The following is a 13661-nucleotide window of genomic DNA, read 5'->3' on the forward strand; positions in this document are numbered from 1 at the left end:
GAAGGAGCTCGCCACCCAAATTCGAACAGGCGTACCATTGCCGCGTGGCTACGACCTATGACTTTCCGAGCGACCTGCGCGCCGGTCAGGAGGAGCTGCATCAGGTCAGGGCCGAGCTGTCGGCCCTGCTGAAGCGACTCCCCTGGTCGGTCGAGCCCCTGGACGGCTTCAGTGACGACGCGGGCTGGCGCAAGACCGAGCGCCCCGCGTCCCCCGGCTGGACGGCCGACGAGCAGGCCGAGGTGGAGAAGCTCCGTCGGCGGGAGCACGAACTCGCGGTGTTCGTGACCTGCCACCGCTTCTGGGCGGAGGTCGCGACCCCGGACCGGGTGGCAGCCCGCATGAACCTCAAGCACGCCCGGGAGATCCCACCGGGGGACGACGCCTAGGCGCCGCCCGGGACGACCCGGTCCCGGGCCACCGGCACCACCCGCCGCAGCACCCGCAGTGTCCGCACCCAGGGCATGCGAAAAGGCCCCCGGATCTCTCCGGAGGCCCTTTTCGCTCTCCTGGTGGGCGCGGACGGTTTCGAACCGCCGACATCCTGCTTGTAAGGCAGGCGCTCTACCCCTGAGCTACGCACCCGGGACGAGTCGACAGCCTACATTGCCCGGGGCCGTGCCCCGCAAACCCGTATCCGGGGGTTAGCCCCACCCCGGATCCGGGAGCGTGCCGGATCCTCCCGCGGGCGGCGGCTCCCTAGTGTCGTCAGGGCAACGCCACGCAGCCCAGGGGGAGATCACCATGGCACGTACGTCATTTTCGGCCCGCGCGTTCCTCGCCACCGGGGCCGTCGTGGCCCTGGCCGCCGGCACGACCGCCTGCGGCGTCGCAGCCGCCGACGACGAGGATCCCGATCACCGGGCCTTCGCCCTGCTGGGCCGCACGCTCACCGTCGACTCCGACGACTCGGCGCTCGAGATCGTCGCGTCGGACACCGCCGAGGCGGGCAAGGTCGACGTCACCCGCTGGTTCCAGGGGTCGGTCACCATCGGCGAGGAGCCGAAGGTGACCTGGTCGATGAAGGACGACCGGCTGACGCTGCGGCTGCACTGCTCCGGCCTGGTCGCCGACTGCGCCGCCAAGCACCGGATCGAGGTGCCCAGGGGCGTCGCCGTGAAGGTGGAGAACGAGGACGGCAGCGTCCGGGCACGGGGCTTCCGGGACGCGCTGAGCGTGCACGCCGAGGACGGCTCCGTGCAGGTCACCGACTCCAGCGGGCCGCTGGAGCTGCGCACCGAGGACGGTTCCGTACGCGCCGAGGTCTCCTCGCGCACGGTGGACACCCGTACCGAGGACGGCTCGGTCCACCTCACCCTGGCCGCCGTACCGGACCGGGTGGAGTCCGTCAGCGAGGACGGCTCGGTGACGATCACACTGCCCGCGGCGACCTACCGGGTGACCACGAAGACCGACGACGGCGGGGTGGACGTGTCCGTGCCCCGCGACGAGTCCAGCGCGCATGTGGTCAGCGCACGCACCACCGACGGCAAAGTCACCGTCCGGAACGCGAACTAACCGACCCGTGTGTTCGTCCTTAACCGGTGGGAGAATGACACCGGGCAGGGCGGATCACAGCACGGGAGAGGGATGTGACGGCGACACCAGCGCAGCCGTACTCGCCGTTGGTGCCGCGCGCACAGCGCCGTCGTGCGCGCCGGGGACCGTATGCCCTCCGGGACACCCTCGCCCTCGTCGCCCTCCCCCTCGTGGCCGCCCTCGCGCTGCCCGCCGCGTTCGCCGGCGGCGGCACCCGGCGCTGGTTCGGCGGGCGGGCGGAGGGACAGCGGGCCGAGGCCCAGGCCGCCAAGGACGCGGCGGCGGCCGCCTTCTACGAACTGGACAGCGCCCAGCGCGACCTGCGGATCTCGATCGAGACGATCAGAGCCGTGGACGACTCGCCGGCCGCCCGGCGCGCCGTCTCCGACTTCGAGGCCGTCGGCAGGCGGATCGACGAGGCCAGCCACCAGTACATCGACGCCGTCGACGCCCATGACCTCGACCGGGACGACCTGGAGGCCTCGGCGGCCGCCGAGGCCCGCACCCAGCTGACCCGCGCCAAGGACGAGCTGGGCCGCGTCAAGCAGGAGCTGGACCGGTTCGCCGACGGGCTGGGCCCGCTGCTCGGCAAGGCCGAGACCCAGCTGGCCCGCCTCGCGCCCGCCGTGGAGCGGGCCCGGCAGGCGCTGCTGGCCGCCTCGAACGCGCTGGACGCCGTGCGGGAGAGCGGGCTGCGGGCGGACGGTCCGGCGGCGCGGCTGGCGGCGCTGGCGCCCGAGCTGACGAAGCTGAACCAGGGCGCGGGGCAGCACGGCGTGCCGCAGACGCTGGAGCGGGCGGAACGGGTGGCGCGGGAGGCCGAGGCGGTCCGGGTGGAGGCGGAGCGGCTGCCGGAGCGGGCCGCCGAGATCGACCACCGGCTCGTCTCGCTGCGGACCCGCGCCCAGGCGCTGACGACCCGCTCGGGGCAGGTGGAGCCGATCCTGAGCGAGCTGCGGCGGCGGTTCTCGGCCGCCTGCTGGCAGGACCTCCAGCACGTCCCCGACCAGGCCGGGGAGCACGTCCGGCAGGCCGAGGCGAAGCTCGCGGAGGCGCGCGGCGCGCGGGACGCGCAGCGCTGGCCGGACGCCACCGCGCTGCTGTCGACGGTGCGCGCCCTGCTGAACAGCACCGACGAGGCGGTCTCGGCCGCCGGTGACCGGCTGACCAGGCTGAACGCCGTGCAGAAGGATCCGCAGGCGGAGATCGACCGGACCCGGTTCGCGATCCGGGACGCCCAGCGGCTGGCGATGGCGGGGCGCAACACCCCCGATCCCCGGCACGCGCGCCCGCTGGACGACTCGGTGGCGCGGCTGGAGCGGGCGATCGGCACGCTGGAGGGCCGGCACCCCGACTACTGGCACTTCCTGACCGAGACGGAGGCCGTCCGACGGGCGGTGGCGGATGTGGTGGCCGGGATCCGTGAGGAGCGCGGCACAGGGCACTGACATTGCCGCGGGCGCCCGGCAGGCGGATATTGAAGGTACGTACGGCCTCCATCGGCGCATCCACCCTCAGGGAGGCGGAGATGGCCACACACGCAGTGCACGACCGGTCCAGGCGGCGCATCAGGTTCGACGAGCATCTGCCGGTCGACCACCGTCTGAACCTGGTCTACCGGATCGGCGCCGGGCTGATGGGCCTGGGTCTGATCGCCTTCGGGATCTTCGGCATCGTCGACAACATCGGCTTCTTCGACACCGGTGGGGACGAGGTGTGGAGCCTCAACACCAACGGGGCGCTCAGCTGGCTGTCGGTCGGCGTCGGGCTGCTGCTGCTCGTGGGGATGGTGATCGGCGGGAACTTCGCGTCCACGCTGAACATGAGCCTCGGTGTCCTGTTCGTCGTGAGCGGCTTCCTGAACATGGCCCTGCTGGAGACGGACTACAACTTCCTGGCCTTCGAGATCCAGAACTGCATGCTCAGCTTCGTGATCGGGATCCTGCTGCTCGTCTTCGGGATGTACGGCAGGGTGGGGTCCGCCCTGCCGCACGACAACCCGTACTGGCGGGCCCGCCACCCCGAGGAGTGACGGGCCGGCCGGATCAGGTGCGGTAGGCGTAGAAGTACGCGGTCGGGTACGACGAGACAAGGCTCGCCACCGACCGGCGCAGGGTGTTGTTGGAGTGGTAGGTCACGTACGGCACGCCGCCGCTCTTCGCGGTGACGATCATCGTGTGGTCCTTGGACCCGTCGCGGTCGAAGTCCATCTGGAGGACGTCGCCGACCTCGAGCTGGTAGACGTTGGCGAGCGCGGTGGTGCGCTTGGAGTTCTGGGCGAACCAGGACCACTCGTTGACGCCGACGAACGAGTCCGACTGGATGTCGGCGTTGCCGAACCACCTGGTGTAGTCGTACACGTAGCCGGGGACGTGCTTCCAGCCGCCCGCCTTCAGGGACTGGCTGACGAAGTTGGTGCAGTCGCCGCCGGCGCCGTGGCCGTTGTAGTCCGGATAGTCCTTGTTGTAGACGTTCCAGTACTTCTCGGCGTAGGTCGCCATCGCCTTGTAGTCATAGGCGGTGCCGGTCTTCGGGACGGCGACCGGGTTGCGGGTGGTGGCCGCGCGCGCGGCGTTCGGCATGGTGTCGTCGGCCGTCGTGGCCGTCTTGACGGACACCGGCTTGGTGAGCGCGTTCACCGCGAGACCGCCCTGGTCGGTGTCGCGGATGTCCGTCAGCTGCCAGTTGCCCTGCCGGTCGGCCTTGAACGTCAGCTCGTGGTGGGCCTCGAAGCCGGTGCTCTTCGGCTCGTTGCCGCGGACCTTCTCGTAGGTCAGCGTCGTGCTCTCGGTGACCGCGGCCTTGGCGGTACGGCCGGTCACCCGCGTGGCGTTCAGGGTGACGGTGGTGCTGGCCTTGCTGTACTTCTCGCCGGCCTTCGCCAGCTTGTCCTTGCGGTCGCCCAGCGTGGACAGGGCGGCGTCCTCGGTGCGGGACGTGCCGGACGACAGCTTGACGTCACCGGAGAAGCCGTCGGTCAGCGGCTTCGTCCGGTCACCCTGCTTGCCGGCGACCAGGGCGTCGGTACGGTCGGTGAAGACCGCGTCCGCCAGCCGCTGGAAGGTGGCCTTCGTCCGGGCGTCGACCTTGGGGTCGTCGACGACGGCGGCACCGGCGGACCAGTTGGGCAGCAGAGCCACTCCGGCGACGACCGAGGTGGCGGCTGCCCCGAGTATCGCGACGCGGCGGCGAGTCGCGCTCAATTTCCTTGACTTCACGGATGTTTCCCCTCTTGCCCCGGCGGAGGGATGCCGGGAAGGGCATCTTTGCATGGCGTGTGTGTCTGTTGTGAAGAGGGGACTCGGTTGAGGTTTGGTTACTTCACGACGGTCGACCAGTCCGGATTCTGCGCCGGATCCAGCGTGCGCAGCCGCTCGAGCGTCGCCGGCGTCTGCACGTCCATCCAGTCGGCCAACTCCTGGAAGGACACGCACTTGACGTCCTTCTTGGTGCACACGTTCTCGATGACCTGGTCGACGGACTTCATGTAGATGCCGCCGTTCCACTCCTCGAAGTGGTTGCCGATGAACAGGGGCGCCCGGCTGCCGTAGTACACGCGGTTGAAGCCGGCCATGTAGGCGTCGACGGTCTCCTGCTCCCAGGTCGGGTACTGGGCCGCGTCGCCGTCGACCTCGCCGTCGGACTGGTTGTAGAGGAAGTTGAAGTCCATCGACAGGCCCTGGTACTTGCCGCCGTCGTAGGGGAGCAGCTGGAGCGGGAAGTCCCAGATGCCGTTCTTCTTCGTCGGCCAGATCTGGAAGTCACCGGTGGAGCTGGCGTCGTAGCGCCAGCCGTAGCTCTTGGCGGCCTTCAGCAGGTTCGCCTGGCCCTCCAGACAGGGCGCGCGGCCGCCGACGACCGCCTTCTTGAAGTCGAAGGGCAGCGGGTCGATGTCCGTGTAGCCGGTGTTGGTCTTCCAGTTCTCCACGAAGGAGTAGAACTGGTCGATCTCGCTCTTCCACTCGTCGACGCTCCAGTCGCCGCCGCCCTTGGCACCGCAGAAGTGGCCGTTGAAGTGGGTGCCGATCTCGTTCCCCTCCTTCCACGCCTCGCCGAGCTGCTCCAGCGTGGTGCGGATGTGCTCGTCGGTGGGGAAGCTGATGGCCGCCGTGCCCTTGGGGTGCTGGGGCGGGGAGTACAGGTCCTTCTTGCTCTTGGGCAGCAGGTAGATGCCGGTGAGGAAGAAGGTCATGTGGGCGTTGTACTCCTCGGCCATCTTCCGGTAGTGCTCGAAGAGCCCGTCGTCGCCCATGAGCGCGCCGTCCCAGGAGAAGACCACGAACTGGGGCGGCTTCTCCCCCGGCTTGAGCGGAACCGCCTTCAGCTGCCCGGTCTGCGGTCCGGTGTACGAGGTGGAGCCGTCCCCCAGGACCTTCGTCCTGCCGTCCCACTCCGGCTCCTTGGTGGCCCCCGCCGACGCCTTCTTGTTGTCCCCCGAGGACGCGGTCGGCGCGGTGTTCGTCGTGCGGTTGAGCACCAGGTAGCCGGCCACCAGGGACGCGACGACGAGGAGCGCCGCCAGCGTCAGGAACCCCGGATGCGTGGTGGCGGGGTGGCGCGTTGCCGGAGCCTTGCGGCGGCGGCCCGACGGTGACTTCATGTGCGGATCATTCTCCGGATTTCGGGGACGCGGGTGCCCGTCTCGGTGGTCAGCCGAGCGGGCTCATGGCACCTGACCAGATGCCGTAGGGAACGCTGTCGTCGGTCGTGCCGGCGATGCCCTTCAGTGGAAGCGGTTGGAGGCTCTTGCTCAGGTCGATGCGGTAGACGACGACCGCCGTGGACACGGCCTTGGCCGTGCCGACGTACCAGGCGGCGGTGTCGTCCTGGGTGGTGCCGGCCTTCCCGGCCACCTGGCCGAGCGAGCCGGTCCGGGCGGCCGTCTGCTGCGAGGCGGGCACGTCGTCCGGGTGGGCGGTGCGGAAGGAGTCCGCGAGCGCGGAGTTGACCTCCTCGGCCACGTCGGCGCCGAACGCGCGGTCGACGGCCGGGGTGTCCAGGACGACCTTGGTGCCGTTCTTGGTGATCAGGCGCACCGAGTACGGCTCGGTGTGCTTGCCGCCCGCGGCGAAGGTGGAGTAGCCGCTCGCCATGCGGATCGCGCTGGGCGTGGAGCTGCCCATGGACAGCGCGGGCACCTGCGCCCCGATACTGGAGGAGAGCAGCCCGGACTTCTCGGCGGTGGTGCGCACCACGTCGAGGCCGGCGTCCATGCCGAGCTGCATGAACGGCGTGTTCACCGACAGCTCCATCGCCCGGTGCAGGGAGATCTGCCCGTACGACTCGCCGTCGTCGTTCTTCGCGGCCACCACCTTGCCGCTGCGGTCCCAGTAGGGCCCCTCGGGCGTCTTCACCGGCACCTTGTCGTCGCCGTCGTACAGCGTCTCCCCGGTGACCGGTGTGGTGTCCCCGTCGCGGGTCTTGTGGATCCCGTTCTCCAGGCCGGCTGCGTACACGAACGGCAGGAACGCGCTGCCGGCCGAGACGGTGGTGGCGTTGGACTCGTTGTAGCCCTGCGTACGGTGGTCCGGGCCGCCGTAGACGGCGAGGATCCGCCCGTCGGAGGCCACCGAGGAGGCGCCGTAGTGGGCGGTCTTCGCGTTCTTGGGGTCGTCCTTCAGGGCGTCCTTGCGGGCCTTGGTGACGGCGTCGGTGAGCTGGGTCTCGCGCTTCTTGTCGAAGGTCGTGTAGATCTGGTAGCCGCCCAGGTCGAAGTCCTTGTCGGAGATCTTCCCGGCCTTCTTGGCGTACTGGGAGGCGAGTTCCACCAGGTAGTCGGTCTGCTCACCGGTGTCGTACAGCGGGTTGGACTTGAGCGGCTCGGGGAACTTCGTGTACTTGGCGCGCTCGGCCTTCGACAGTTTGCCGATGTCGACCATCCGGTCCAGGGTCCACGACCAGCGCTCCACGGCCCGGGCTCGGTTGGCGGAGTTCAGGGTCGGGTCGTACAGGCCGGCGCCCTTGAGCAGGGAGGCGAGGAACGCGGCCTCGCTGGCGTTGAGTTCGCCGACGTCCTTGCCGTAGTAGGCCTGGGCGGCGCGCTGGATGCCGTAGGTGCCGCGGCCGAACCAGCTGGTGTTGAGGTAGCCCTCGAGGATGTCGTCCTTGCTCATCTGGTTGTCGAGCTTGAGGGAGATCATGGCCTCGGTGAACTTACGGCTGACCGTCTGGTTCTGGTTCAGGTAGACGTTCTTGACGTACTGCTGGGTGATCGTGGAGCCACCCTGGGTGTCGCCCTGGCCGATGGTGCGGAACAGGGCGCGGCTGATGCCCTTGAAGGAGATGCCGGGGTCGCTGTAGAAGCTGGCGTTCTCGGCGGCCAGCACCGCCCAGCGGACGTCCTCGGGGATGTCCTTCAGCGGCATCGCCTGCCGCTGCACCCAGCCGGTGCGGGCCATCGGCGTCCCGTCGGCCCAGAAGTACACGTTGTCCTGCTGGGTGGCGTACGAGTTGATGTTGTCCGGAATGTCGGTGGCCGCGTAGGCGACGACCAGGAGCGTGCCGCTCAGGCCTATGGACGCGAGGACGCCGCCGAGGCACTGCCGCCAGGAGGGTATCCAGCGCCGCCAGTCGGCGCGGCCCGGGCGCGGGTACTGCGGGCGGAGCTTGCGGGCGTAGGGCGTGACACGAGCCACATACGGAGCCAGTACGGCCAGGAGCGGGGCCAGCCGGGGACCCAGAAACGAAGAAATTCGTACAAAGAGGGAAGGGCGCGGGGCTTTTCTTCGGTTTTTCGAAGAACGCGGCTTTCCTTCGTCGTCACTCTCGGACATTTCCGGCATCGCCGGTATATCCGATACCCGCAGCTGCATGGTCTCGTCCGCCCGGAAAGACGGAGGAACCTTCAACTGCATGGTTTCGTCAGGCTGTTGGGGCTTGTCCCCCTGCCCCGCCTCGCTCACGACGCGTCTCCCTCCGCACTCCGTATTGCTCGCAGGCAGACGTACAGACTTACGAGGGCCTGACATGGTTGCCGTTGACGCGGCCGCAAACCTTGAACCCTCCCGACCTTGGAGTTCAACGCGGCGCTCTCAAATTACCAGCGCTCTTCGCAAATTCTCCACAGAAGAAATCGACAGAAGTGAACAGAGCCGAAACTGCTGACACCACGTCCGAGCATAGGGGCTTAGTCTGACGCCATGCCTCGCTACGAGTACCGCTGCCGGACCTGCGGCGACACCTTCGAACTGAGCCGCCCGATGGCCCGGTCCGCCGACCCCGCCGACTGCCCCGCGGGCCACGACGACACCGTCAAACTGCTCTCCACGGTGGCCGTGGGCGGCACGAAGTCCGCCCCCGCGCCCAAGGCGGGCGGCGGGGGCGGCGGTGGTGGTTGCTGCGGCGGCGGTTGCTGCGGCTGACCGCCGCCCGGCGATTTCTCAGGAATTCTTCAGGAACTCCCGCAGGATGCGTTCCCCGGCCAGCACGCCCCGCTCCGGCAGGGCGGTGATCGCCGGGGCCGTCCAGGCGGCCTCGGCCAGCTCGCCGTGCCCGGGACGCCAGCCCCGGTCGGCGACCAGCAGCAGGTCGGCGTCGAGCAGCGAGTCACCCGCCGCCAGCGTCAGTTCCGCGCCGGTGCGGCGGGCCACCTCGCGCACGGCCGCGCTCTTGGTCAGCGGCTTCGGCACGGCGTAGATCTTGCGGCCCTGGAGCGACACGGTCCAGCCGCGGTTCTCCGCCCAGGCCGCGAGCTCCTTCACCCACTCCTCGGGCAGCAGCTCGCGCTCCACGACGAGATAGGCGAACAGGTCCTCGGCGACGCGCTGCTTGCGCAGCCAGAACGGGTCCGCCGTCTTCGCCAGGTATGCCTCCACCTCCGCGAGCGGCGCGCACTCGTCGGCCAGCCTGGCCAGCACGCTCGCGTGCCAGTCCTGGTCCGTCGCGCCGTCGACCAGCAGATGGCCGCCGTTCGCGCAGATCGCGTACTTCGGCGCCGGGCCCGGCAGGTTGATGCGCTGGTACTGCTTGCGCGTCCGGGTGGTCGTCGGCACGAACACCGCCCGGTCGCCGAGGTCGGTCAGCAGCTGCGCCGACGTCTCCGTCATGAACGACAGCGGCCTGGCCTCGTGCACCTCCACGCACAACAGCCGCGGCGCCCGCGCGTCCGGCATGGTCAGCGCCAGGGCGGCCGCCGAGTAGATGAGCGTACGGTCGAGATCGCTCGCCACCAGAACCGGCATCAGACCGTCACCGCCTTGCCGTCGGCACCGGTCGCGCCCCGGGTGAACTGCGGGTGGATCAGCCCCACGCAGGTGTACGGCAGGTCGCCGACCTCCTCGACGGGCACCCCTCGCTGTCCGGCGAGCAGCCGTACGTGGTCCAGGTCTGCGCCCGCGCCGGCCCGCGCCAGGATCTTCCACGGCACCCGGCGCAGCAGCACCCGGGTGGTCTCGCCGACCCCGGGCTTGACCAGGTTCACGTCGTGGATGCCGTACTCCTCGCTGATCCGCTCGACGGCCCGCCAGCCCTCCCAGCTCGGCGTGCGGTCACTGGCCAGCAGCTCCTTCACCGCGCCGCCGACCGCGTCCGCGACCTCGGGGAAGCGCGCGGCGACGGCGTCCAGGAAGGCCACCGAGACGTCGGTGCCGGCGAGCTCGCGGTAGAACTTCGCGCCGTGGAAGTCGTTCGGCCCGACCAGGTCGGCCCGCAGCACGGTCCGCGAGATGAGCCCCGAGACGGTCGAGTTGAGGCAGGCGGACGGGATCAGGAAGTCGTCGCGGGTGCCGTACGTCCGCACGCACGAGCCCGGGTCGGCCAGCACCGCGATCTCCGCGTCGAAGCCGGCCGCGCCGCCGCCCGCCTCGAACTCCTCGATCGCCGCGGCCAGTTCCCGGGTGATCGCGCCCTTGCCGGTCCAGCCGTCGACGAAGACCACGTCACGCGGGTCGTGATGGGCGGCCAGCCAGCGCAGCGCGTTGGCGTCGATGCCCCGGCCGCGCACGATCGACACGGCGTAGTGCGGCAGGTCGAGGCCGTGCCGGAACTGCGCCCAGCGGCGCATCAGCACACCGACCGGGGTGCCGGCCCTGGCGAGCGAGACGAGCACGGGCCGGGGGGAGCGCTCGGCGATCACCGTCTCCGTGACCACGCCCACGGCCTGCGCGATCCGCGCCGCCGACGTCTCCAGCGCCGCGTGGAACAGCTCCTGGTACTGCTCGCTGGGCTGGTACTCGACGGGCAGCGACTCGGCGTAGTGCGCGCCGCCGCTCTGGATGGCCTCCTCCCGCTCCTCGGTCGGCGCCTCCAGCGTCACGTCCGAGAGGTCCTGGAGCAGCCAGCCGACCTCCTCGGGCGGGTACGAGGAGAAGGCGGGGCCGCGGAGGGGCTCGGGCAGCATGGCGGGTCTCTCTTCCGACAAGGCGGCTGCGTACAGCGGCTCGGGGACGTACGACGGCACGACCGCGAGGACGACGTGCGGGGTGAACGCGGCGAGCTGGGACAGGAGACCGTCGGGAGCGTGCAGCTCCCGGGTGTCGGCCACGGAGTCCACGACGGCTACGACGGCGTCGAAGCCACTGCCCGCGACGTTATAGGCATAGCGCTCGCCGGGGCCGTCGGCCGGGTCGTCGTGCGCGGGGAAAACGATTCGGCTGCGTATCGCGTAGCCGGGGTCGTCGACCGCGAGGACGGGCGATCGGGTGGTGGTCGAGTAGCGCACCTCGGCGGCCACCACCTGCTCCAGCTCACGGGCCAGCCTGAGCGGGGCGTACATCAGCTCCTCGAAGCCGAGCACGAGGACGCGTTCGACGCCGTCGGGTATCGCCTCGGCGAGGCGGGCCGTCATGGCGGGGAGGGCGCCGTCCAGGCGGTCGCGGTGCCTCGGCGTGAACCCGTGCCGGCCGCCGTCGGGGAGGCCTCGGGGCCAGTGCAGGTCCACGCGCGATATGTGGCCGTGGGGCCGCGTCCGCCCGGTGCGGTCGCCGTCCGGGTGCGGGTCCGTCGTGGCCTGTCGCGCAGTTCCCCGCGCCCCTGAGGCGTCGAAGCGGGCGTCGGCTGCAACGTCCCCCAGGGGCGCGGGGCTGTGTCGAGCGGCTCCGCCGCGGGGCGCGACCGGCTCCGACGGCGCCGCGGACGTCTGACGGCCCGGCGCGGCAGCCTCGTGGCGCGCGACCAGCTCCTGGCCCTTCTCCAACACCCCCGCAGGGAGCCGTACCGTCCCCGACGCGGCGGTGACCAGGTCGACACGGGCGCCGATCTCGCGGGCGAAGTCGTCCAGCCGGCCCGCGTCCGCCGCCGACCGCATGTCGACGAGGGCGACGACGACGTACCGCCGCCGCGGATAGCGCTCGTGCAGGGCCCGGATGGTGTTCAGAACCGTGTTGCCGGTCGAGAACTCGTCGTCGACCAGGACCAGCGGCCCGTCCCCGACCAGCAGCGCCGGGTCCTCCGGCAGCAGCAGGTGCGAGGTCGCGTGCGAGTGGGACTCCTCGAAGCCGCCGGCCTGCGCCACCCCGGCGACCGGGCGGCGGGTGGAGTGCAGGTAGGGGGCGGTGCCGAGGCCGTCGGCGACCGAGTGGCCGAGGCCGGTGGCGGTCTCCGCGTAGCCGAGGACGACCGCCTCGGCCGTCTCCTCGGCGCCGAGGAGCTCACGCACCCGGCGGCCGAGGGTGAACCCGTGGCCGTGCACCACGGACGGCGACTGCGGGACGTGCTTGCCCAGGACGTTGGAGACCAGCAGATGCGCCCGCTTGGGGTTGCGGCGCAGGGCCAGCCCCAGCATGCCCGTCAGCGCGTCGTCGCCCACGAGCTCGACACCGAGCCGCTCGGCGACCCACGTCCCGGACCAGATCCCGTCGTCCCCGTTGTTCACTGCGTTGTTCATGCGTCCCTTGTGAGTGAGGTGGTTCTTCAGCCGGGTATTCCGGCGGCGAGCAGGTCGACGAAGCTGACGTCCTCGTGCGCGACACCGAAGACCTCGGCGCGGAGCATGGTGCGCTCGGCCCAGGCGCGGTGCGGCTTCACCTCGTTCATCTTGTTCGTGTACTGCGACCGCAGCACACCCCCGCCGCCTCGTTCCGGCCGCAGGATGTCCGCCGCGTCGCTGTACTCCTCGTGACTGACGACGGACAGCGCGTGCACGGCCGGCACGTGCGAGGGGTGGATGCAGGTCTTGCCCAGCAGACCGTTGGCATGATCCAGGGAGATCTCGCGCAGCAGCCCGTCCATCGCGTGCTCTATCAGCTTCTCGCGCAGCTCGACGGCCTGCCCCTCCAGGAAGGGACTGTGCCGCAACATCGGCTTGAACATGCGCTCGGGAACCCGGAAGTACTCCCACACGGGACCGGTCACCGTGAACCCGGTGCCGTCGGCCCGGCCCAGCATGTTCACCACGTCGGCGATCACCGAGGCGACGATCTGGACGTCGTAGGCGGTCATGTCGGGCGCTCTGCGCAGCCCGTACGAGGAGCAGAAGTCCGTCACGCCGAGGCGCAGCGCGAGGACCCGGCTGCGGTACTTGTCGACGGCGCGGGCGATGCCCTCCAGGGCGTCCACCCGCGACTCGCGGTACATCAGCTCGGGCGTCTCCAGGACGGGCATGCCGAACAGTCGCCGTCCGCTCGCCGTCTCGGCGCCCGCCAGCGCCTCCAGGAAGGGGATGCCCCGCTCCTCGGTGAACTTCGGGAAGACGAATCCGCTGAGCAGCTCCACGGTGGCCCCGAGCCGTCGGACCAGGTCCGGGATCTGCTCGGGCGTCCGCACCCGGATGAAGAGCAGCGGCAGCTCCGCGCCCTCCGTGTCCCTGCGCCCCGCCAGGTCGGCGAACTGCCGGACCAGGTTCTCCTCGCCGGCCTCGACGTCCTCGTCTCCGATGGAGTCCTCCAGGCACAGCACCATCGACACCACGCCGCGCCCGGTCTGCTTGACGATGTCGTCCGCCAGCCGGGGCCGGGTGGCCGGGCTGTACAGCGTGGCGCCCAGGGCCGCGGAGAGCAGCCTGGCCGGTGAGTCGGCGTCGAAGACGCACGGCTCCCGGTAGAAGAGGCGCTGTCGCACCTCAGGGGCGAGGTGCCCGAAATGACGCATAAATCTCCCCCGTGGTGCAAGGTAAGTCTGTGGATTCGGTATGAGGTGGCCGGTAATAGTACGTAGGGATCCGTGTCAGAGGTTCCCACCCGGCATGA

At 70.3% G+C, this 13661-nt stretch carries 11 protein-coding genes and 1 tRNA gene; 5 read left to right on the plus strand and 7 right to left on the minus strand.

The features are described 5' to 3' along the window. Positions 1–44 precede the first annotated feature (44 nt). Positions 45–389: a DUF8825 domain-containing protein gene (locus tag OG736_RS14440; RefSeq protein ID WP_327182800.1), complete on the plus strand. Its 345-nt coding sequence runs from the start codon at positions 45–47 to the stop codon at positions 387–389. 121 nt (positions 390–510) lie between these two features. On the opposite strand, the gene OG736_RS14445 is transcribed toward OG736_RS14440, so the two are convergent. Continuing rightward, positions 511–585, minus strand: a tRNA-Val gene (locus OG736_RS14445). A gap of 159 nt (positions 586–744) precedes the next feature. Between OG736_RS14445 and OG736_RS14450 the strand changes: the two genes are divergently transcribed. The 3 genes from OG736_RS14450 (at position 745) to OG736_RS14460 (ending at position 3571) form a co-directional block, all read left to right on the plus strand. Further along, the gene (locus OG736_RS14450) at positions 745–1518 is read left to right on the plus strand and encodes a DUF4097 family beta strand repeat-containing protein (protein WP_327182801.1); all 774 of its coding nucleotides are present in this window, start codon (positions 745–747) and stop codon (positions 1516–1518) included. A gap of 74 nt (positions 1519–1592) precedes the next feature. Then, complete coding sequence (locus OG736_RS14455; protein WP_327182802.1) at positions 1593–2987, plus strand: hypothetical protein; 1395 nt, start codon at positions 1593–1595, stop codon at positions 2985–2987. Between the two features lie 80 nt (positions 2988–3067). Further along, positions 3068–3571 (plus strand): DUF4383 domain-containing protein, encoded by a 504-nt coding sequence (locus tag OG736_RS14460; RefSeq protein ID WP_327182803.1) that lies wholly within the window; start codon positions 3068–3070, stop codon positions 3569–3571. A 13-nt stretch (positions 3572–3584) separates the two neighbouring features. Here the strand turns inward: OG736_RS14460 and OG736_RS14465 are convergent, their stop codons facing one another. From OG736_RS14465 to OG736_RS14475, 3 genes are all read right to left on the minus strand, one after another. After that, entirely contained in the window at positions 3585–4757 is a 1173-nt protein-coding gene (locus OG736_RS14465) for an amidase domain-containing protein (protein WP_327182804.1), read from the minus strand. Between the two features lie 98 nt (positions 4758–4855). After that, positions 4856–6139: a polysaccharide deacetylase family protein gene (locus OG736_RS14470; RefSeq protein ID WP_327182805.1), complete on the minus strand. Its 1284-nt coding sequence runs from the start codon at positions 6137–6139 to the stop codon at positions 4856–4858. A 49-nt stretch (positions 6140–6188) separates the two neighbouring features. Beyond that, the gene (locus OG736_RS14475; protein WP_327187607.1) at positions 6189–8393 is read right to left on the minus strand and encodes a transglycosylase domain-containing protein; all 2205 of its coding nucleotides are present in this window, start codon (positions 8391–8393) and stop codon (positions 6189–6191) included. Between the two features lie 285 nt (positions 8394–8678). On the opposite strand from OG736_RS14475, the gene OG736_RS14480 reads away from it, so the two are divergent. Next, on the plus strand, positions 8679–8900 hold the full coding sequence (locus OG736_RS14480) for an FmdB family zinc ribbon protein (protein WP_327182806.1): 222 nt from the start codon (positions 8679–8681) through the stop codon (positions 8898–8900). 18 nt (positions 8901–8918) lie between these two features. On the opposite strand, the gene OG736_RS14485 is transcribed toward OG736_RS14480, so the two are convergent. The 3 genes from OG736_RS14485 to OG736_RS14495 are packed head-to-tail and all read right to left on the minus strand — an operon-like array spanning position 8919 to position 13563. Then, positions 8919–9719 (minus strand): HAD family hydrolase, encoded by an 801-nt coding sequence (locus OG736_RS14485; RefSeq protein ID WP_327182807.1) that lies wholly within the window; start codon positions 9717–9719, stop codon positions 8919–8921. Next, positions 9719–12361, minus strand: coding sequence for a phosphoribosyltransferase (locus OG736_RS14490; RefSeq protein ID WP_327182808.1), 2643 nt, complete (start codon positions 12359–12361; stop codon positions 9719–9721). Before OG736_RS14490 ends, OG736_RS14485 begins: the two co-directional genes overlap by 1 nt. 26 nt (positions 12362–12387) lie before the next feature. Then, positions 12388–13563 carry an HpcH/HpaI aldolase/citrate lyase family protein gene (locus OG736_RS14495; RefSeq protein ID WP_327182809.1) on the minus strand — a complete coding sequence of 392 codons (1176 nt, stop codon included), beginning with the start codon at positions 13561–13563 and terminating at the stop codon, positions 12388–12390. Between the last annotated feature and the right edge of the window lie 98 nt (positions 13564–13661).

This window comes from Streptomyces sp. NBC_01334, from assembly GCF_035983595.1.
In the GTDB taxonomy this organism is placed as follows: Bacteria; Actinomycetota; Actinomycetes; order Streptomycetales; family Streptomycetaceae; genus Streptomyces; species Streptomyces coriariae.